The 21567-nt window shown below is 51.0% G+C and carries 18 protein-coding genes; 10 read left to right on the top strand and 8 right to left on the bottom strand.

Features of this window, described 5'->3' with window-relative positions; genetic code table 11:
* Positions 1-53 precede the first annotated feature (53 nt).
* Genes WFJ73_RS10345 through WFJ73_RS10335 form a run of 3 tightly spaced genes read right to left on the bottom strand, consistent with a single transcriptional unit; the run spans position 54 to position 5698 of the window.
* Positions 54-1034, bottom strand: a complete 981-nt coding sequence (locus WFJ73_RS10345; RefSeq protein WP_336772947.1) for an alginate lyase family protein — start codon at positions 1032-1034, stop codon at positions 54-56.
* 18 nt (positions 1035-1052) lie between these two features.
* The gene (locus WFJ73_RS10340) at positions 1053-5030 is read right to left on the bottom strand and encodes a glycoside hydrolase family 2 protein (RefSeq protein WP_336772946.1); all 3978 of its coding nucleotides are present in this window, start codon (positions 5028-5030) and stop codon (positions 1053-1055) included.
* Complete coding sequence (locus tag WFJ73_RS10335) at positions 5027-5698, bottom strand: hypothetical protein (RefSeq protein WP_336772945.1); 672 nt, start codon at positions 5696-5698, stop codon at positions 5027-5029. The genes WFJ73_RS10340 and WFJ73_RS10335 overlap by 4 nt, the downstream gene beginning before the upstream one ends.
* Before the next feature lie 113 nt (positions 5699-5811).
* Between WFJ73_RS10335 and WFJ73_RS10330 the strand changes: the two genes are divergently transcribed.
* Entirely contained in the window at positions 5812-6684 is an 873-nt protein-coding gene (locus WFJ73_RS10330) for an AraC family transcriptional regulator (RefSeq protein WP_336772943.1), read from the top strand.
* A 10-nt stretch (positions 6685-6694) separates the two neighbouring features.
* On the opposite strand, the gene WFJ73_RS10325 is transcribed toward WFJ73_RS10330, so the two are convergent.
* Complete coding sequence (locus WFJ73_RS10325; RefSeq protein WP_336772942.1) at positions 6695-7564, bottom strand: helix-turn-helix transcriptional regulator; 870 nt, start codon at positions 7562-7564, stop codon at positions 6695-6697.
* Between the two features lie 157 nt (positions 7565-7721).
* On the opposite strand from WFJ73_RS10325, the gene WFJ73_RS10320 reads away from it, so the two are divergent.
* The 4 genes from WFJ73_RS10320 to WFJ73_RS10305 all read left to right on the top strand — a co-directional run bounded on the left by WFJ73_RS10320 (position 7722) and on the right by WFJ73_RS10305 (position 12479).
* On the top strand, positions 7722-9695 hold the full coding sequence (locus tag WFJ73_RS10320) for a beta-galactosidase trimerization domain-containing protein (protein ID WP_336772941.1): 1974 nt from the start codon (positions 7722-7724) through the stop codon (positions 9693-9695).
* 30 nt (positions 9696-9725) lie between these two features.
* Positions 9726-10853, top strand: coding sequence for a serine hydrolase domain-containing protein (locus WFJ73_RS10315; protein ID WP_336772940.1), 1128 nt, complete (start codon positions 9726-9728; stop codon positions 10851-10853).
* A 129-nt stretch (positions 10854-10982) separates the two neighbouring features.
* Positions 10983-12023: an NAD(P)-dependent alcohol dehydrogenase gene (locus WFJ73_RS10310; RefSeq protein ID WP_336772939.1), complete on the top strand. Its 1041-nt coding sequence runs from the start codon at positions 10983-10985 to the stop codon at positions 12021-12023.
* Between the two features lie 42 nt (positions 12024-12065).
* Entirely contained in the window at positions 12066-12479 is a 414-nt protein-coding gene (locus WFJ73_RS10305; protein ID WP_336772938.1) for a MerR family transcriptional regulator, read from the top strand.
* Between the two features lie 39 nt (positions 12480-12518).
* On the opposite strand, the gene WFJ73_RS10300 is transcribed toward WFJ73_RS10305, so the two are convergent.
* Both WFJ73_RS10300 and WFJ73_RS10295 read right to left on the bottom strand, forming a co-directional pair.
* Entirely contained in the window at positions 12519-12860 is a 342-nt protein-coding gene (locus tag WFJ73_RS10300) for a hypothetical protein (RefSeq protein ID WP_336772937.1), read from the bottom strand.
* Positions 12779-14152 carry a glycosyltransferase family 4 protein gene (locus WFJ73_RS10295; protein ID WP_336772936.1) on the bottom strand — a complete coding sequence of 458 codons (1374 nt, stop codon included), beginning with the start codon at positions 14150-14152 and terminating at the stop codon, positions 12779-12781. Before WFJ73_RS10295 ends, WFJ73_RS10300 begins: the two co-directional genes overlap by 82 nt.
* A gap of 288 nt (positions 14153-14440) precedes the next feature.
* On the opposite strand from WFJ73_RS10295, the gene WFJ73_RS10290 reads away from it, so the two are divergent.
* Genes WFJ73_RS10290 through WFJ73_RS10270 form a run of 5 tightly spaced genes read left to right on the top strand, consistent with a single transcriptional unit; the run spans position 14441 to position 20569 of the window.
* Entirely contained in the window at positions 14441-15715 is a 1275-nt protein-coding gene (locus WFJ73_RS10290) for a nucleotide sugar dehydrogenase (protein WP_336772935.1), read from the top strand.
* Positions 15716-15727: 12 nt separating this feature from the next.
* Complete coding sequence (locus WFJ73_RS10285) at positions 15728-16705, top strand: NAD-dependent epimerase/dehydratase family protein (protein ID WP_336772934.1); 978 nt, start codon at positions 15728-15730, stop codon at positions 16703-16705.
* A gap of 18 nt (positions 16706-16723) precedes the next feature.
* Positions 16724-17944 carry a glycosyltransferase family 4 protein gene (locus WFJ73_RS10280; RefSeq protein WP_336772933.1) on the top strand — a complete coding sequence of 407 codons (1221 nt, stop codon included), beginning with the start codon at positions 16724-16726 and terminating at the stop codon, positions 17942-17944.
* Entirely contained in the window at positions 17941-19305 is a 1365-nt protein-coding gene (locus WFJ73_RS10275) for a glycosyltransferase family 4 protein (RefSeq protein WP_336772932.1), read from the top strand. The genes WFJ73_RS10280 and WFJ73_RS10275 overlap by 4 nt, the downstream gene beginning before the upstream one ends.
* A 28-nt stretch (positions 19306-19333) precedes the next feature.
* Positions 19334-20569, top strand: coding sequence for a sialidase family protein (locus WFJ73_RS10270; protein ID WP_336772930.1), 1236 nt, complete (start codon positions 19334-19336; stop codon positions 20567-20569).
* Between the two features lie 58 nt (positions 20570-20627).
* Here WFJ73_RS10270 and WFJ73_RS10265 read toward each other — a convergent pair whose 3' ends face one another.
* Both WFJ73_RS10265 and WFJ73_RS10260 read right to left on the bottom strand, forming a co-directional pair.
* A complete protein-coding gene (locus tag WFJ73_RS10265; protein WP_336772929.1) occupies positions 20628-21086 on the bottom strand; it encodes a hypothetical protein in 459 nt (152 codons plus the stop codon).
* 30 nt (positions 21087-21116) lie between these two features.
* Complete coding sequence (locus tag WFJ73_RS10260; protein ID WP_336772928.1) at positions 21117-21563, bottom strand: hypothetical protein; 447 nt, start codon at positions 21561-21563, stop codon at positions 21117-21119.
* Between the last annotated feature and the right edge of the window lie 4 nt (positions 21564-21567).

Here is a 21567-nt window from a genome sequence, read left to right as displayed (position 1 = left end):
AAAACAAAACAGGGCTTCCCAAAATGATTCTGGGAAGCCCTGTTTGTTCATGTTCATAGCAACTCCGGGAAAACCAAGGCGTAGGACTGAAAATAGCCGCTGTTTTTGTTCCGGTTGCCGATGATCGGGCGATGCGGGGAGACGAATCGATCGTATTCGGGATCCTTGTAAATGTTGGACATGGCTTCATAGAGATCAAGAGGCCAAGTCTGGGGAGAGAGAGGATTCGGGACGTTCTGGCCTTTCTCGTATGGCCACTCCCCGGCATTGCCGTCGGCATAATAAAGCAGCGTATCAAGCGCCTTCTTGATGGTATTGCCGCTTGGGGAAGTCCAGCGGAACAAGTCCTCGCCGGTATAATCCAGTACCTGCTTGGCTGCTGCCGTAAGAGGAGCAAGAGCAAAATAGTGGTACCAGATCGAATGGGTTCCTCGTAACGTTTCTTCCGGGATAAAGCCGGCAAGCGATAGGGAGGAGTCGATATGCTCTTTCAGATGAGCGACCTCCTCCGCAAAACCGGCCTGATCATCCAGGAAGCGATAGAGCAGCAGCTGGGCATACAAGCTCCAGCTCCACCAATTGTTCCGAAGCGGGATATCATCCCACTTCGGCAATAGAACAGTTGTGATCCAATGGACAAATGAATCCCGATCCTTTGGACGCCATCCCGGGTAAGCTTTTATCCACTCCGCCGCTTGAAGAAAGCCTGATCCCAAATAGGCGGATACCAGCGGACCGTCTTTATCCGCGAGCTCCCGGTTAATAGAAGCCCAGCCCTGCAGCAGCTCCGCCGCTTTGTCCGCATAGTCCGGCCTGCCGGTAAGCCGGTAAGCCAGAGCTGTCGCGTAAGCAGCTTGCGCATCGGCTTCCATGAGTTTTTTCGCGGCCTGGTGTCCGGCGGTATCGAAATAAAAGCCGGGAATATGCCAGACGGGTATGGCATGACAGCTGACGGACAAGCTCTCCTCCGCTAAACGCAGAAGTTCATCCTTAGCTGCCGCGGCGGTTTTGGAAACGAGTTCCTTTTTGCTCATGAGAACGTTCCTCCTATTCTATTTGGGTTCTACTTCGTCGAGAGTCAGCTTGTATTGCAGATGCTTCATCGGAGTACCGTCCGTATCTTTAAATACCATACCGATCCGTATGTCCTCTTCCGTGCCGTCCACTATGGCAATGAGGCGGTTGATCCCGGCTTGGAGAGAGATCTCTTTCTCCGGATTCGGTACTTGAGCGCCGTTCATATAAATCTCGTAGGAGCTGTTGGTTGTGATTAGGAGCCGTCCGGTTTTTTCGCCAGACGAAGGGTCCAGCAAATAAACAAAGCAGCTGACAAACCAGCGGTCTCCGTTTGGATTAGGAATGCGGAACGTTCCGTCATAACGGCTCCGCTCTTTTTTTTGCATCCAGCCGTAAAGTCCTTCACCTAGATTGTTGAGCGAGAACTCGGGATCGATATAGTAAGCTTTCATGGCTTCGAAATCGACATAAGGCCGGCAAGGCATGGCCATGATATTCTCCACGGCCCATTGACCGCTGCCTTTGACTGCCGACAGGAGACCGTCATCAAACGACGCGCCGAGATTAGCAAGCAATCTCGTATACAAACGAATCGACTTGTCGCTTTCCGTTTCCAGAAGAAACTGAGAGAGCAGAAAGAGTCCTTGGCCAACCTGCATTTGAAGGAGGTAATGCCCGGCTGGTTGTTCTTTCTCCCGATTCAGTTCAACCAGAGCTAATCTGCTGTATTCATCCGTATGCTGGCCGATGAAATAATCGTGCCACGCGGTACCTTCCACGCTCTTGCACAGTACGTCAGCGCCATCCGCCGACAGGCAATGCGAAGCGAAAGGGCGGTTCACGACGTCCCGCGGAGACAAGAACACCTTGTCGTAACCAAACAAATCTACCGGACTGAAGCCTTGTACCGCTGGCTTCGAATAGTCCGCTTCAAGATGATACGTTGCTTTCTCCCGGACAATGACAGTCTGATCAAGCAATGCGGCCAGCACAGCTTCTTGCCCGTCTACAGCAGGAAGGATGACGACCTTACCGCCTTTTGCCGCATATTCCCGTATAACGGATGCCGAATTGGGATCTGCGAGCAGATGCGGCTCGATCAGAATTAGGTCATATTCATCAATCGGCTTGTTCGGAAGCTCCCGCAGCAGATCGAATGAAACGCAAAGCGTACGCAGGAAAGCTTCCGTTTTTCCACTTGGTTCTATGAACGCGCCTGTACGAAGGACGATCGTATCCTCGGCGTTCCCCGCATAAGCAAGCAAATTGCGCAGCAGGAGGCAGGCTTGCGGTACCCGGTGGAAGTGCGCCATCAGCTCCAGCTGATTGGCAACAAACAGACCTTCCTTGCTCCGGTATTCCAGAAGCGGCGACCATAAATCTCCGCCATCCCCGAAATCTCCCGCGCTGCATTCCAGAAGCATAGTGAAAGGGCCTTTAACCGGCTTCTCGAAGGCAGCATGGATAATCGGAAGAGGACCGTCTTCCCGAAGCTCTTCGTGCCAGAATATGAAATCGTCGTTACCTAGTCCTTGAAGAACGGGATGGCTATAATCGCCGGAATGAGCTCTCATAAAGTCTTGCCGCGATATCGCCAAATCTCCGAAGGACAAATGAAGCTGCTCGAGCAGCACAACCCTGCCGCCTTGACTGACGTACCGGTTAAGCGCCTCCTCAAGCCGTCCATCCGGATCTTCGAGTTTGCTTCCCGCCACGAGGAGATGCTCGGGTGACAGCTGCGGGATCTGCTCCGTAGGGATGGGCTTGCAGGCCGGAAGCAATGCACGAATAATAGCATAGTCCTGCTCGCCGCCTATATAAACGACGGGACGGTTGATGACGACGGGCTCCGTCTTATATCGGGATGGATATAGCTTGAAGCTCAAATCCAGCTCATGCATAGGTACGTTATCATGCAGCAATACGGCATGAAATTGAATAGGAGATCGTTCATTAACAAGCTCCGGCATCCATGTCGTTGTTACTGCGGTGCGATCAGCCGGGGCTTGCCGGAACTCGAAAGTCTCCCTATGAATCAGCCGGTCTTCCTGACGGACTTCGCAAATAACGGTCGTCTGACGGGTATAAAGCGTGTCGTTATATACATCAAAGCTTCGGACAATAGGCTCATCATCAAAAAACGATCGGTTATATTCCACCGGAATAAGAGTAGCAGGCTTAAAGGCGGCGGCCAAAATATCAAAAGACGGATTTTTCCGGTACATCGGATACTCCTCCGGAAGGAGGCCGTTGTTAAGGGTTAGGGAGTACCGCGGAATTACCTTCAGCTGCGGACCTTCTGCGTCTGAATCGGACAGCTGAAGCGGGATGTCCCGATCGGGCATCGCACGCATGAAATAATGGGCAAAGTTAAAGGTGGACAAGCCGGATACCCCTTGCCGCCTTGCATATTCGATAAACAAGCGTTCCTTTTCCGCCAGCCCCTTCGTGCACTCCTCCGTATCCTTGTACGCAAGATGACCAACGTACATGCTGCTGTTCTGAGGGCAAATATACCACCAGCCGCCATGCTCACCAAAGACAAGAGGCGCCTTGCGGTCCCAACCGTCAATGGTTCCGTCGATGTTGTAATGCCGGGTCTCTACCTCGGTAAGTTCTTTGGCGAGAAGACGGTTATCGCCTTCCAGAATGATAGGGCGGGTAGAGTCAAGCTCGCGAATGACAGCCATCATAGACGGGATATGCAACTTGAAGCCGTCGCGCCCGTCTACCCAGCGCATCTCGTTCTGAAGGCTCCACAGAATAACGGAAGGATGATTCCTGTCCCGTTCCACCAGTCTTCGGATATGGTCCTTGCAGTTCGTAATAAATTCGGGATGATCGGCCTGCATCGATTTGCTGGAGCCGTAGATCGCGGTTTCGTCCACAATCAGCATGCCTTCTTCGTCGGCAATATCCAAATAATAAGCCGGATGCGGCTCCGCATGAAGGCGAACGCAGTTAACGCCGGCTTCTTTGCACATGCGGTACCAGTTCCTTACGTACTCCTTCGTTTGCTGAATCCCTCCTTGGAAATGCCAGGAATCGCCACGCAGGTTAATAGGAGTTCCGTTTAAGTAAAATTGAGGACCCTCGGAAGTGATCTCGCGAAAACCAAACCGTTCCTCCAGCCGGTCCAGTATACGGTCACCGTCTATTAACACCAGCTCCAGCGTGTAGAGGAAAGGATGATCCGGATTCCACAGCTTGGCATTGGCCCATTCGATAGAGAAAACGGCTTGGCTGGATTGGCCTTCACCCAGGCCTTCGCCCGAAATAGCCTCAGCTGCAATGATAATAGGGGAGGTTGTCTGCGAGCTGCTCTCCCTTACGCGCAGTTCAACTCTAATAGACGAGTCTACCTGTTCCATAGAGGGATGGCTTATCCCGGCATTTACGTCAAGCCGGCCTTCCCGGACCGATGTGCGGACCGTTACATCCGTGAGAGATACAACCGGTCTGCTTTCCAAATAGACATCCGCCCATAAGCCCCTCGCCAGAGCGCCAAACCAGGAGCCGACCAGCCCGGTAACCTTTTGCTGTCCGGAAGGCAGCGTAACTTTGTCAAAGCTGCCGCACACGACATGCAGCTGGTGGCTGCCTCCCGCCTGCATTCGCTCCGTTACCTCCACGAGAAGCGGGAGATAACCGTCCTCCCAGACAGCAATCAGCTGATGATCCAGATAGATGGCGGCTTTTTGCATAATGCCGTCAAACCTGAGAAACAGACGCTCGCTCATCTTTTCCGGCGCCTGAAACACCCGATGGAGCACTCCGGCATCCGCCATGGCCCATTCCTTTGGATAACCATACAAATCATAGGGAGCATACCCGTGCCCCTTTATTTCTCCAAAGCTTTTGCCAGATGCACGCACGTAGGAGGAACGCCAGCTGGACGGGACTTGTACTTTCCGTTCCTCGTAAATGAGTTGCTCGGGAAGTGTATAATCCGCGCCATGCTCATACAGCGGCATAAAATCCCATTCGCCATTTAAGCTATATGTTGTTCTCATCGTACATGCTCCTCGCCATAAGCTTCACCTTTAAGCTGGAGCAGCAGGGGAATCTCCAGCCAGGCCAGAGATTTGCCGGCGTCCTGGTCCCACATGATGAAGTGGGGATCCATTGCGGCTTGCCAATCGGACGGCGTATTTGCGGTGTCAAGCTTACCTGTATAAGGCGGCGGCTCAATGGTATCCGGCGATTCGGAATAGAAAAACAATAGATTCTCATAGAGAGCGATCATGCCGTATTTGTCTCCGTCTCCGGGACGCTCTTCCTGGTATTGATAATGGTAGAAAGTATAGCTTGCCACTTTCTCCGGCTTCAGCCGCGCGATCCGGGCATAAGGCTTTGGCGAAAGCTGACTCCGGTGCCAATGCTCCGCGCTGACAGGCTGCTGATAATGGAAAATGTCCATCATCGGCACCCATCTCCGGGGCGTGTCCGCACCCGGCCATTGCTCAAGTCCGGATTCGCAGCATTCGAAAAGAGTGTGCGGATCCGCATCCTTTAATGAGCTCTCATAGTAGAGAAAAAGCTTGGATCCATCGTGGAACAGGCTGAGATGACGGACTTCGGCGTCTTTCATCCGGTCTTGAAGCTTATGTTCCATATCGCGGAAGCAGTTGAAGGGATCTACGTCATGGCGGCATTGCGCCAAATAATGATATCGCTGCATAAGGCACCTCCGGGTTATTATCAAGATGCCTTCATTATATAGTCGGACGAATTATTCTCTGTTGTGCTAAGATATAACTAAATTGCGATTCTATCTTTGGGGGAGAGATACAATTGGCTTCTCGCATCGAGTACGTAGCACCGGGGCAAAGCGGCTTTTTTCTCGCTTTCCGGGATGAATGGACGGAGGAGCATTTTCTCCGTTTTCATGCCCATCAAGGTTTTGAATTGCTTTTTATTCATGAGGGTCACGGGATTGTGGAGGTGGAGGGCAACAGCTACGAGCTTGAAGGGGGTTCTTTGTTCTGCTTTCAGCCGTATCAGCTGCACAAGCTGGAAATTCCGGGGCGGAAGAGCGCCCGCTATGTCCGAACCAATCTGACCTTTGATCCCCGGTTTCTGGAGCCTTATCTGGCGCCGTTTCCGAAGCTGTTATCCTTTTTCCGTTACTTGACCCGGGGAGTGCTGCCCGCGCCTAAGTTCGCCTTTTCGGAAAATCAACTGATGTCCATTATGGAATGCCAGGTACAAGCGATGAGGGAGAGCGGGGAGGAGCAGGAGGCCCAAATCCTGCTGCTGATTTCCTTGCTGCGTTATCTTCAGCTGTCTGTCATTGCTCAGCCGGAGCTGTCTCCGGAAGAATGGTCCGCTGCGAAAACCGTCCATATTGAAGCGATGATGGATTGGATCGAGCGTCATTTCCGGCAGCCCTTCAGTCTGGAGCTGCTTGCAGAAGAGCTGCATTTGTCCTCTTATTACGTCTCTCATCTATTTAAGCAATATACGGGAGTATCACTGACGGATTATGTGACGGCCAGACGATTGCGCGAGGCATGCGTGCTTCTCGGAAGCTCCGACCTGCCGGTGCAGCAGATCGCTCATGAGGTTGGCCGGCTAAGCGCTCCTTATTTCTGCAAGCTGTTCAAGAAACACAAAGGAATGACGCCTCTGGACTACCGTTCGGCGCTGCATTATGCCGCCAAATAGCCGGACCGGGTCATACCCGGCCGATTCTGACGGAACGGTATTGCCCGGGTGTCATGCCCGCTTGTTTGCGGAACAGCCTTATGAAGTAATTCGCGTTCTCAATCCCGACTTGCTGGCCGATCTCGGATACGGAATGCTCGGTGCTCTCAAGCAGCGTTTTAGCTTTTTTGATCTGCAGGTTATGCAAATATTGCAGCGGGCTCATCCCCGTATATTTCTTCAGGCAGCGGGCGAGATAGTCGAAATGGAAATGCAGGGTCTGCTCCATATGCTTCGCGTCGAACGGGCGGGTCAGATGCTGCTGCAAATAAGCGATCGTCTGATCGCAGAGCAGCCTGGACCGGGGAGCGAATTGGCTGCTTACCGCTGTCTGCAGTTCAACAAACAGACCGGCTAACAGCGTCTGAAGCGGCAAGGAGCTTGCAGGCGACAAGGTGTGGTGGAGCTCCAGCATCTGCTGCAGGAACGGCAGAACATCGGTGGCGCGTATATTCGTGAATTTCGGTAAGTACATGACCTGCCGATGGGGAGTAAGGTCGTCTACGGTCCCTTTGGTGAAAGGAATCGACCAAGAGATCTGCCCGCTGTCCATCGTACGGACCGGGGCGGGATGAGCGAAATGGATCCAGTAGATTTCGGTTATTTCCTCGCACGGGCGATGCCCGATATGCATGCGGTTCGGCTCCAGCACAAGCATGGTGCCTTCCTTAATCTCGTAAGGGACATCGTCTTCGGTCATATACAAGGTTCCCTTCAGAACAAACAGCATGTCGTATACGTTAAACGATCTTGCCACATGCTGCTGTCCCGGCGTCCAGAAGGAATGACCGATCGTTAATAGCTGCGGAAGCGGAGGGATGATAAGTTCCAGGCAATGCATGGCGACGGCTCCTTTGCGTTGTAATCGCTTACCCGATTGTATCACGGCCATTACCCGTTAGGTAGAAAATGTGCTATAAAAAGTCGTTAATGAACCTGTCCGGTCAAACGCGGAACTTATATAGTTAAAGTAAACGAACCGGAAAGGATGACAACTTATGCGTTTTCGCCAGGTCCATCTTGATTTCCATACCTCAGAGGCTATCACCCCCATTGGTCAACGGTTTGACAAAAAACAGTTTCAGGAGATGCTGCAGCTAGGCCATGTCGATTCCATTACCGTATTCTCCAAATGCCATCACGGCTGGGCTTATCATCCTTCGGAAGCAAACGAGATCCACCCGGGTCTTAGCTTTGATCTGCTTGCGGCCCAGATCGAGGCCGCGCATGAGATTGGCGTCAAGACTCCGGTCTACTTGTCTGCCGGACTTGACGAGAAGCTCGCCAGACGGCATCCGGAATGGCTGATCCGCGACGAGAACGATACGACCGGATGGGTAAAAGGCTTTTTGGAGCCGGGTTATCATCAATTTTGCATGAACTCCCCGTATCTCGATATTCTTCTCGCGCAGATTCGCGAGGTAGTGTCGCGGTACGATGCGGATGGCGTATTCCTCGATATTGTAGGCGTACGCAAATGCTATTGCCATAACTGTCTCGAGAGCGCAAGGCGGGAAGGCATGGATCCAAGGGATGAGCAAGCCATGCGGAGTTTATGGGAGAGGACGTATGCCAACTATACGGCAGGGGTGAAGGAAACGGTGGAATCGGTTAAGCCGGGGCTGCCAATCTTCCACAATGGCGGACATATTAAGCGGGGCCGCCGTGACTTGGCCATGATGAACACCCATCTGGAGCTGGAATCGCTGCCGACGGGCGGCTGGGGTTACGATCATTTCCCTCTGTCGGCCAGATACGCCCAAACCCTTGGCGTTGATTTCCTTGGCATGACGGGGAAATTCCATACGTCCTGGGGAGAATTTGGCGGCTATAAGCATCCAAACGCCCTTCGTTACGAAGCGGCGCTCAGCATAGCCAATGGGGCGAAATGCTCCATCGGGGATCAGCTGCATCCGGACGGTTACATGGATAAAGCGACCTATACGCTAATTGGCGCCGCTTATAGCGAGGTCGAAAGCAAAGAAGCCTGGTGCGTGGACACCACAAATGTCGCCGATGTGGCTCTTCTGTCGCTTGAAGCCGTTGGCGTCCATGAGAAAGCGCGGGATGGGCAGTCCAAAGGAGCCTCCGATGCAGGAGCCGTGCGGATGCTGCTTGAAGGGAAAATCCTGTTTGACGTCATCGACAAGGAGCATGATTTTAGCGCCTATAAGGTATTGATATTGCCGGACTACGTAGCGGTTGACGATTCTCTGCGCGGCAAGCTGGAGATGTACCTTCTGCAAGGCGGAAAGCTTCTCGCCACGGGCTGGTCCGGGCTTGATCCGGCAGGAGAAGAGTTTGCCATTGACTTCGGTGCACGGTACCTGGGAGTGAACCCTTACAAACCCGACTACTTCCGTCCGGGCTTTGCGTTAAAGAGCTTAAAGGAGGCCTCCTTCATCTTTTATTCCCAGGGGCAAAAGATTGAGCTTAACGGGGGAACCGAGCTCGGCAGGCGCGAAGACCCGTACTTTAACAGGGATGCGTTTGCGTTCTGCTCCCATCAGCATACGCCAAGCAGCCACAATAACGGAGGCCCCGGCATGGTGGAGAGCGGCAGCGGAATCTACATCGCCTGGAACGTGTTTGAGGATTACGCGAAGAAAGGCAGCCTGATTCTGAAGGAAGCCGTTCTGTACGCGCTGGATCGCCTGCTTCCGGGCAAGACGCTTCAAACCAATCTGCCAGCGCAGGGCATAGTTACCCTTCAGGAGCAGAAGGAAGGGAATCGCCTTGTTAATCATCTCCTGTATGCTTCGCCGGTAAGAAGAGGCGACGGGGTGGAAGTCATCGAGGATATTATTCCGCTCCGCAACGTTCAGGTTGCAATCCGGACTGCCAGTCCGGTGAAGCAGGTCTATCTGGCGCCGCAAATGACTCCGCTGCCGTTCAGCAGCAACGATGGCGCAGTTGCTTATACCGTACCTGAACTGGAATGCCATCAGATGGTTGTTATGGATTACGAATAGAAACTTATTTCATAGAATGGAAGTGCACTCATGAAAGCTTTGACCGAATTTATCGACCGATTGACCTCCTGGCGCATTCCATGGGCGGAGGTAATGGTCATTCACCGCAATGAAACGGTATTCCGTTATCGAAGCGGATTCTCCAATCTGGAGGAAGAGACTCTTATTGAAGAGGGACGTATCATTAACATCTATTCCATGACGAAGATAATGACCTGCGTGGCGGCTCTCCGGCTTGTGGAGCAGGGTAAAATGCTGCTGAACGATCCGCTGTCCGCTTACCTTCCCGAATACGCGGATATGAACCTCCGCAAGCGTCTTCCGGACGGCAAGCTTGAGATCGAAAGAGCAAAGAAACCGATTCTCGTTCGTGATCTGTTTACGATGACGGCCGGCTTTTCTTATGATATTGGTTCTCCTTCCTTGAAGGAAGTTGCAGATCAAACGCAAGGAAAGGTGCCGACTCGCGCTTTTGCGGAGGCCTTAGCCAAGGAACCGCTTCTATTCGAGCCGGGCACCCGCTGGAACTACAGCTTATGCCATGATCTGCTTGCGGCATTGACAGAGGTTGTGGACGGCCGGCGTTTCGGCGCTTACATCCGCGAGGAGATTACGGAACCTTTGGGAATGAAGGATACGGCGTTTGATCTTTCCGAGGAGCAGCAAAGCCGCATCCTTCCGCAATACGAATTCAAGGATGAATTGGGCAGACCGGTCCGCAAAGACGGTAACGGCTACCGGCTTGGCACGGATCACGAAAGCGGCGGCGCGGGGCTGCTCTCTACCGTAAGCGACTACGCGTTATTCTTGAATGCTCTCACCAATAAGGGAACAAGCCCGGATGGCGTACGTATTTTGTCGCCGGCGATGATCGATCTGATGCGGACGGATCATTTGACCGACCGTATGCGCGGGGATTATAACTGGGAACAGTTAAAAGGCTACGGCTACGGATTAGGCGTCAGAACGCATGTGTCCAAAGCGCAAAGCGGATCGCTTAGTCCGCTGGGGGAATTCGGCTGGAGCGGTGCCGCAGGCTGCATGGCGATTATGGATCCGGATTCACAGCTGACCGTTATGTATGCCCAGCATTTGCTGAACAACCAGGAGCCTTATATCCATCCGCGGCTGAGAAATATCGTATACGCCAATTTATAATGAGGGGAGCCGTTCCAAGAGGAACGGCTCTTTTTGCTGTTTAAGTAAAGGTGTTGACTTGGAGCTCACTCCAGCATGTATACTTCGATTGTGTTCTTCATTCCATAGATAAAAGGAGCAGAGAAAATAATGTGTAAATCTCATGTACTTAGTGTTGCAAGCGCAAAAGCACCTTTTGAAAAAACAACGATTGAACGGAGAGACTTACGTCCGGATGATGTTCTCATTGATATTAAATTCAGCGGCATTTGCCACTCTGATATTCATACGGCTTTCGGAGAATGGGGCGAAGCAATCTTCCCGCTTGTTCCCGGTCATGAAATTGCCGGTGTCGTGGAAGCAGTGGGGTCCGAGGTTACGAAATTCGCTGTTGGAGACCGTGTTGGGGTAGGCTGCTTTGTAGATTCCTGCGGCGAATGCGAATATTGCATGCAAGGCGAGGAGCAGTTCTGTACGAGAGGCGTAGTCAGCACTTATAACTCCCTCGACTATGAAGGGCAGCCGACTTATGGCGGTTACAGCCAGAAGATTGTTGTTACGGAGCGATTTGTTGTCCGAGTTCCGGACAGCCTGGAGCTTGACGTTGCAAGTCCGCTTTTATGCGCGGGTATTACAACGTACTCTCCTTTGAAGCATTGGAATGCGGGCCCAGGTAAAAAGATTGCTATCGTTGGCATGGGCGGCCTTGGTCATCTGGCGGTGCAATACGCGCATGCCCTGGGAGCGGAAGTAACCGTTCTGAGCCAATCGATGAACAAAAAGGAAGAAGCCATTGCGTTTGGAGCGGATCATTATTACGCAACAAGCAATCCGAATACGTTCAAAGAGCTGGCTAATCGGTTTGATCTGATCTTGAATACCGTGTCCGCCAATCTGAATGTGGATGCTTATCTCTCCATGCTCCGTGTTGACGGTACGCTGGTTAACGTCGGTGCGCCTTCCGAACCCGATTCTTATCAAGCCTTCTCTCTCATTATGCAGCGCCGCAGCCTTGCCGGCTCGCTTGTGGGCGGCATCCGCGAGACGCAGGAGATGCTCGACTTCTCGGCGGAGCATGGCATTAAGCCGCAAATCGAGCGGATTAACGCCGATCAGGTGGATGAAGCTTACCAACGCGTACTGCGCAGCGATGTCCGTTACCGGTTTGTCATCGATATGTCAACGATGTAAACTATTGTTATATTGATTATTGATAGGAGGGAGACAATCCGTATGAGAATGACCGAAGTAAGCGCCAGGTACGACCTGTCGCAGGATACTCTCCGTTACTATGAACGAATTGGATTAATTCCGACCGTTAACCGTAATAACAATGGCATTCGGGAATATACCGAGGATAATCTCAAATGGGTTGAATTTATAAAATGCATGAGATGTGCCGGTCTTCCTATTGAAGCTTTGATCGAATACGTTAATCTGTTCCAGCAGGGCGATCATACGACGGAGGCGAGGAAAGAGCTGCTTATCGAGCAGCGGGAGCAGCTCCGTCTCCGGATCGAAGAAATGACAAAGACGCTGGAGCGGCTGGACTCCAAGATAGAAAATTACGGACAACACTTGCATCACAAGGAACAGGAATTATACAAGCCGCAGGAGCGGCAGGAGCGGCAGGAGCGGGAACAATAGAAAGAGCGGGTCGTTTGCTTATGAACGGCCCGCTCTTTTTCATTGCGATATCGTTTCCTCTGATTCAGGTGCTATGATCGGCGGAATGAATTGCTTAAGCCTTTGAAAGGTAAAGGTATCAGGGAGGACGTAGTCTTTGGGCTGAGCTTTCAGAATACGTCTCCAAACCTCTTCATCCGTTTTTGAAAGGATAAAGTTTGGATCGAGAGGAGAAGCAAAGAGAGGCGAGAGGTTTAGCGTTTCAATTGCAGCCGGCATATGCTTCCTTCTTCGTTTCTTAAACGGCTTTTTTGCCGTTTTTATCTTTTTAAACCTCTTAATTTTTTTCGATATTTTTTTGTTTTTCGAGCTGTCCGTTTTCTTTTTCTTGATGAAACCCATTTGCGCTCCTCCTCTGGCATTGAGATGGCTTGTTCCCCAGATTGAGCCTCAAAGGCAAGACGCTCCTCCTCATGTTTACTCCGCGCGAACTCATACAGCTCCAGAACCCGTGAGATCATCGTAGACAATGACCAATGATGATGTCCCCACGCTTTCGCTTGTTCGGCCATCACGCTTAACAGCTCCGGCTCCTCCAGGGCTGTTCGAAGGCATGAATAAAGCTGCTCCGGGTCTCCCAAGCGGGATACCAGCCCGTTCTGAAGATGGGTAACCATTTCCGGAATGCCTCCGGCATCAGAGGTGATGACCGGTTTACCCGCAATTTGAGCTTCAATGATCGCAAACGGCTGATTGTCCTGCATGCTGGGCAACACGACAAAGTCAGCTTGCTGCATCATTTCGGGCACGTCCTCCCGGTGTCCCCAGAATAGAATATGATTCGAGAGGCCAAGCTGATTGGTCAGCTCAATTAAATCCTCGCGCAGGAAACCGTCCCCGACCAGCCAGCATACCCAGTCGGAGCGTACTTCCTTTAGCTTGGCTAAGGCATGAATGAGAGTGGAATGTCCTTTGACGATATCGAAGCGGGCGGGGCATATAAATACCTTTTCGGCAAGGGGTTTAACCGTCTTTGGTTCTCTTAGCATTTTATTTTGAAATTCCGCGATATCAAACCCATAATGACTGACCGTCACGCGTTCTTCGGGAACGGCAAAATCATTAACCAGCTCGTTTTTTAACCAAAGCGAAGGAGAAATCGTTACATCGCTAACCGTTGCGCCAAGATACTCCCGCAAGGACGAATAATGCCACAAGGGAGAGTTTATATTTTGGTCGGTCATGCCCATTTCTTTCAATTTAACAAACCATTCCTTTGTCAGACAACCATGAATGGTAGTGACAAGCGGGATATGTGCAGGCTTAACGCGCGCAATCGCGTGTGCGCTTACGATGTCCTGCGCGTGTATGACATCGTATTCGTTTAGCCCAAAATACAAAGCGGCCGCTTCCATGCACAATCTATCAACCTCTGCTTGTTTGATCCAGGGATCGATATCAGGCAGCAGTTGATTCAAATAAAGCTCCGTTTGGTGGGCAATGAGAGGTGCTAGCCTACTCTTCTCTATCAATAAATTTCTGCTTGGAATATAGAAGCCTTGCGCATCCGGTGTTGAGGAAAATATATCAACTTCATGTCCGGCACCTTGTAATCCCTTGACCAGTTGATTGACATAGGTATTAACGCCGCCGGCATGCGGCAGTGCCCACATGCAAGTGATTAAGATTCGCATGTTTTGTCCTCCGATTGGTCCGTCGTCCCATTAGTATATGATTCAACCAAAGTATTGTTAACGTACATGAACCTATTTCACCCGTATTTTCGGACGGGCATTTCCCTATTAAGCAGCTTGTATAAAAGATAGATTTCCAACAATAATCGACAAAGCAAGGCACTTATCTCTTTTAGTCCGAAAATTCGGGATAAACTACTATTTTCATAGCCTTTAGACGTTAATCCAATGCTTCTCTGATTCATTTGCGTATCATGCTAGAAGATGAATCGAAGGAGTTGAAAGAGATTGGAGCTTGCCCATAAATATAAAATTGCCATAATCGGCCTGGGGTATGTCGGATTGCCGCTCGCGAAACTGTTCGTAGAGAAGGGGAATACGGTATACGGAATCGATACCGATATTCGCAAGATTCAAATGCTGCAGAAACGTCAATCCTATTTATCCGACTATAAGAGAAACGATATTCGAGAGCTATTCAGCGGAAAAAACTTTCATGTCAGCCATTCGTTTGAAGTGATAGAGAAGGCGGATGTCATTATTTTGTGCGTTCCGACACCGCTTGACGAGCATATGCAGCCGGACTTGAGATTTGTGATAAACGCTACACGCTGCATACTTCCTCATCTGCGAAGAGGGCAGCTTGTAGCCCTAGAGAGCTCCACCTTCCCGGGAACCAGCGAGGAAATCCTGAAGCCGCTTCTGGAGAGCACGGGACTGGAGGTCGGGAAGGATCTTCTGCTAGCTTATTCGCCGGAACGAATCGATCCCGGATCGCATTGGGAGCTGTCGCAAATTCCGAAGGTAGTAGGCGGAGTGAATCCGGCAAGCACTTCGTACGCCAAGGAAGTCTATGGTACCGCATTTGAGAAGGTGGTGGTCGTCTCTTCCCCTCGCGCCGCGGAGATGACGAAGCTGCTGGAAAACTGCCAGCGATTCCTGAACATTTCTTTTATGAACAGTCTTCTTAAGCTATGCGAGGAGCTGGATATCAATCTCTGGGAAGTTATTGAGGCAGCAGGGACAAAACCGTTCGGATTTACCAAATATTATCCCGGTCCTGGAATTGGCGGACATTGCATACCGGTTGATCCCTTGTATTTGCTCTGGAAGGCGAGAGAGCATCAGATCGACATGCCCTTCATCGAGCTTAGCTCGCATGTGAACGAGAGTATGCCCGCCTATATTGTTGGGCGAGTTTCCAAAATTCTGAAGCCTAAAGAGCTGAAGGGCAGCAGCGTGCTGATTATTGGAGTCACGTATAAAAAAGACGTTAACGATATGCGCGAGTCCATCGCTTTGCCTATTATTGAACAATTGCTGCAAGAAGGCGTCCATGTCGGGTTTTTCGATCCCTACGTTAACGAGCTTCAAGTCGGAGGAACAACCCTCCATTCGCTTCCGCTTACTGCAAGGAATATGAAAAATTACGATTGCACCGTCATTCTGACGGATCATTCTAATATTCCATACGAGCTTATTGTCACTCATACCCCTATTGTCCTAGATACGAGGAATGCAACCGGCAAACTTGCGGACCGGAATAACGTGATCCTAATTTAAGGAGGGAATTTCTTGAAAATATTAGTAACAGGCGGGGCAGGGTTCATTGGCTCTCATCTTGTGGAAAGCTTGTTGGCGGCAGGACACACCGTCACGACATTGGACGATTTCTCGAACGGAAGACGCGAGTTTCTCGCTCACTTATCCAATCATCCTCGTCATAGGCTTATAGAAGGGTCGGTACTGGACCGGAAGCTAGTGAAGAAATGCATGAATCAAGCGGATACGGTCTATCATCTGGCAGCCGTGCTTGGAGTGAAAAATACGGTAGAAGATCCAATCAAGGTCATTGAAGGCAACATTGACGGGACCCGAAATATACTTGAGCTGGCTTATCCAAGCCGCACGAAGGTTATATTTGCGTCGACCTCGGAGATCTACGGAAAAAACGAGAAGCTGCCGTTTAACGAGATGTCGGACCGCGTATACGGTGCGCCTTCGATTCATCGCTGGAGTTACGCAACGGCCAAATCCATTGACGAGCATATGTGCTTTGCGTATGCGGCGAAAGGACTTCCGGTAACGGTGCTCCGTTATTTCAATGCCTACGGACCTAGACAAACAAACTCTCAATATGGAGGGGTCGTAGCCAGATTCATTACCGCCGCATTAAAAGGAGAACCACTTGAAGTATACGGGAGCGGTACGCAGCGGAGATGCTTCACCTTTGTGGACGATACTGTAAGCGGAACGATCGCGGCGCTTAGCCCGGAGGCAGACGGTCTGGCATTTAATGTCGGCTCGACTCATTCCGTGACGATCACTCAGCTTGCGCAGCTGATTATCCAGCTGAGCCGTTCTACGTCGCCGGTTATACTCAAATCCTATGCGGAGGCTTACGGTCCGGGTTACGAGGATATGCCGGCCCGCGAGCCCGACTTGACCCGGGCGGAGACTATACTAGGTTACAGCCCGTCCGTGTCGCTGGAGCAAGGACTTATTAAAACGATTGAATGGTACCGCCAGCGTATCAGCCTAGAGACAGTCTAGCCGGAGGAGGGAAGCGGAATGAAGATTGCCCTTGTTTCTTATTGGTGTATTCCTTATTCCGGTGGAGTTTCCACGTATACGCTGGCATTAAGGAAGGGACTTGAAGACCTTGGGCATGATGTGGATATTATCTCCCACAACGATACGGGAATGAAATACCACATTGTAGACAAGGGGAGAACCATTGACAAACCTTTGGTTTCAGCGGCGGTAAAGCGGCAGATCGGTACGAGATACAATATAAAGATGCCTTCCTTTGACGCTTGGCTGGCTGATATGGAAAGCGAGCGCATCGCTTTCCGTCAAGCGTTATCCCATTTCAGATTGAACGATTACGATCTCATCCACGCGCAGGATGTCATATCCGCGATAGGCGCCCATGAAGTGAAACCGACCCATATCCCGCTGCTGTTAACTCTTCACGGAGACCTGGCCGCGGAATGGATGCATCAGGGTGTTGTCTCGAAGCGCTCCTTATCCTGGGAATGGGCGAAAGCGCTTGATCATTACGGAAGACTAGCAGCTGACCGGGTTATCTTTCCTTCCGGGTGGCTTAAGCGGCAATATGACGTCAAACCCGGCCGAACAAATTCCTCGGCAGCCGTTATTCCTTATGGCTTCGATACGATGAAATTCCTCCATCAATCCGCCCTTTATACGCCTGCCTTAAATAAAAACGGCATGAAATTAATCCTATGTCCCGCGCGTCTCGATCCTGTGAAAGGCCATCAAGTGCTGCTGCAAGCTTTGTCTAAGCTAAAAGAAACCCGTTCGGATTGGATTTGCTGGTTGGCGGGGGACGGTCCCATGCGCAGCCAGCTGGAACAATCGGTAAGCCAATTGGGGTTAGGTCAACAGGTAAGCTTTCTTGGTCACCAAAATAACATGGCGCTGCTGCTGCAAGAAGCGGATGTGATTGTTCTGCCAAGCATTCATGACAATTTGCCGTTTGTCGTAATGGAAGCGCAGGTGGCTGGAAAACCCATCATAGCTTCAGACACAGGGGGAATACCCGAAATGATTGACAATGGAAAGACGGGCGTCCTTTTTCCAAACGGGAAGGCGAATCTGTTATGCAGGGGCTTGAATCAACTGCTAAGTGATGAAGACCAAAGAAAGAAGTTGGCCAATCAAGCGAGATATCATGGTCTTCGCAATTGGTCGTTACAAACGATGATTAACAGGACTATTCTTCTTTACGAGAAAACGATAGCATCGAAGCGTGCTGACAGCCTATGAAAATTCTTATAGCAACGTATTGGCTGATTCCGCATGTAGGCGGGGTATGGGTATATATTCAGGATCTGAAAGCGAGTCTGGAGAAGCTCGGCCATGAAGTAGACATACTAGCGAGACATCCGGACGATAGCAGCTACTATATCGTGAATACCGGCCGCAGAGTTGAGAAAAAATTGTTTAGACCTTTAATTGAAAAAGAAATAAAAGCGGTGTACGCCTCGCAGCCGATTCCGATCGACCCTTGGATCGTGGACCAGGAAATCGAGTTTTGCTCTTATGCGCTGGCGGCTTCGTATTTGGGCCTTCGGGGTTATGATATCATCCACGCGCAAGACGTCATTTCCTCGCGTGCCTTATGGCAAATCAAGCCGAATGGCGTTCCTTTGATCAATACGATACACGGGTGCCTCGCTACCGATTTCTGGGTTTCCCTGGAGGGCCGAGCACCTTCCGATTCAATTTGGAAGTATGCTTGCGCCAGAGAATATTATGGGGCTACCTCGAGCGATTTGGCCGTTGTACCGACCAACTGGCTGCATCGGACGCTTGGCAGTTACTTGGTGCCCGGTGACCATATGGAGGTCGTACCTTACGGAATGAACATCGAGCATTTTTTGCAGCGCACAAAAGAAAGAAATTCTTTCAAGCTACCAAAAGACAACTGCAATATTTTATGTCCAGCCCGCCTGGATAAAGTAAAAGGACACAGCAGCTTGTTGGATGCCCTGCACCTGCTCAAACAATCCAGAAACGATTGGAGATGTCTGTTTGTTGGCGACGGCAATCTCCGGGCAGAGCTGGAGATCAAAGCGCTTGAACTCGGCTTATCGCCTTATGTTGTATTTGCGGGAAGCAGGAATGACGTGCCTTCGTTAATGCGGCAATCGGATATCATCGTCCTTCCGAGCTTGAATGACAACCAGCCGTATGCCGTCATGGAAGCTCAGCTTGCGAGCAAGCCGATACTCGTTTCGGATGCCGGAGGCATTCCGGAGATGGTTCAGCACGGTCAGACCGGTCTGATGGCAAGAGCGGGGGATAGCGGCGAGCTGTCGCGCTGCCTGCAATTGTTGATCGAGAACAAGCCGCTTCGCAACCGTTTAGCCAAGAACGGACACAGCTGGGGCCTCAAGCAATGGTCTCTCCCCGCAATGGCAGAACGAATCGAAGAGCTGTATGAACGGCTTCTGAGCAAACAGCATATCCGCAAGGCTTCCCATCCGCCTAAGTATCCCGGTCACCATGGGGCGAAAATATGCACCTATTTCCGGAATGCATATCAGATGGACATTCCTAAGTCCTTTTCGATCGTAGACGACCATATTGTCGGCTCGATCTTGTTTCAAGCCAACCAATCTTAATTAATTGTGGAAAGGAGTGAGGTTACAGATGGCAAACCAGCAAATTACCCCTTCAGGGCCTCAGCAGGAGCCGTCCATTGCGCTTAATACTCTCGATCAAACCACCATCCTGGTAACGACAAATGATTTGCGTTCGGGCAATAACATGACAACGGTCTACCGTTCGATTAACGCAGGTGTATCGTATGCTCAAACCTTGCTTTCGCCTCCACCGGGATTTGACGCCTCTGGAGACGGCGTAGCCGCTTTTGGTTATGCTCAAACCTTTCTCGTCGCCGCTACCGCGCTCACTGTAAACCCTGTGCAGAACTCGTCGATTATCGTCTATCGTTCAACCGACAACGGAGCTACTTTCTCTCCTCCCGTCATTGTCAATCAGGGCTTCGGGACGGCCGTTTATAATGATAAACCGGCGCTAACCATCGATACGGCAAATGGCAGCCCTTATCTGGGGCAGGCATACATCGCGTACACCCGATACTTTAACAATTTTACACAGTCGGAAACCCTGTTTCAGCGATCCGTGGATCAAGGACTGACCTGGTCGCCGCCAATTCTTCTGACGAATCAGGTGCAAGGCGTAACAAGCTTTGGATCCACGATTGCGATCGGACCGCAAGGCGATGTGTATGTCGGATGGATGCAATACGGACCTGGGACCCCGCAATATTTAATGCGGAGATCGTTGGACGGAGGGGTAACTTTTGGGCCAATCGTAACCGTGTCCACGGTCAGCCTCGTACCGACTCCTCTGCCGGTTCCAACCTTTGGCTTCCGCGTCTTGACCATTGCTTATATGGCGACGGATATTTCGCCGTTTAACGGTCAAGGTATCGTCTATGCCGTCTGGCAAGATAACCGTACGGGCAGCGCGCATATCTTTATGTCGCGTTCGACGGACAGGGGCAATACCTGGTCAGCCGCCAAGCAGATTGATGACAGCCCAGCCGGTACGCAGAACTTTCTGCCCAATGCGACGGTTTCCCGCGACACCGGCGCATTCAAGGCTATGTACTATACGAACCGCGTAACCAATAATCTCCTTGATGTGTATTTGACCGAGTCGAATGATGCCGGCAATACGTTTCTGCCTAACCGCCGGATTACCAGCGTCTCCTTTGATCCAAACGCAGACCCGTCGATTGGCGAACCTACACCGTCGATTGGCGATTATAACGACCTGGAAATCAACGCGGCAGGGACAACTTTCATTGTATGGATGGATACGAGAACCGGATCGCAGAATATTTTCGAGGACCGGTAAATAAAGAAGCGGTTGGTTAGCCGGAATCCAGCTAACCAACCACCTCATTGTTGCCTACTTACAGATAGACAGTTCCGTCAAGATGCACGGGGCCGGTTAAGGTAACCGAGTTTTGTCCAACATGTTCAACGGTGAGGGAATATTGCTGGAAGGTACCAACCAGACCAGCCGATGCCGTTTCCGTATGCTGGAAGGCCGTCGTGAAATCAAGCGCTACCCATGGGCCTTCTTGTACTGTTCCGATAAAGGCAGAATCCATTGTCTGGTACACTACTGGAGCAGGAGCAGCGATGCCGCCGCGCCGGATGCGGAAGAGCAGCTTTGGAACAATATTGAGCAGCAGCAACTGTGCTTCCCAGCCAATTGATGCTTTGATTTCAATCCGGTTATTGATGTTGTTGATTTGGAGGAAAACGGAGGTCAACAAGTATTCGGTACCCGGAGAGATGGTAAACGGAAGAGAACCCGTTCCGGCGGCAACTTCTTGATATTGGTAATCTACAATTGTAACAGTCATGTTATCACCTCCTTTCAAAAAGCAAAATCATCAGGAATATCCGATTGTCGTTCCCTTTAGTACGATCGGCCCCATTACCGTAATTCTGCCGATGCCGGCTGATTCTGCCGTCAGATAATAGGACTGATATAATCCGTCTGTTCCTGGTTCGGGAGATTCCACGTGATAAAAGTCGGTTGTGGCAGAGGTTGGGGATGTGTTGCTGCTCCAGTAGCAGGAATCAGCGATTTGGGAGACTTCGGGGAAAGCCGGAGTAACGCCGCCTCGTCTTAGCCGGAGTATGATCTTCGGCACAATGGGCAGCTGAGACGCTTCGGCTCTCCAGCAGACGGATGCTTCGATAAAGATTTTGCTGTCAGGGCTAGAGCTTTTCAGAAATAGGGATGTGAGCAAGGTTTCTGTACCGAAAGAGATAGGAAGCGGGAGGGAATGAGTGCCCGGCAGTACTCTTATTGAAGCGGAATCTTGAATAGCCATCGTT

The organism is Paenibacillus sp. MMO-58 (genome assembly GCF_037146255.1).
In the GTDB taxonomy this organism is placed as follows: domain Bacteria; phylum Bacillota; class Bacilli; order Paenibacillales; family Paenibacillaceae; genus Pristimantibacillus.
Note: the sequence above shows the minus strand (reverse complement) of the source record. Positions and strands in the feature narration are given on the sequence as shown.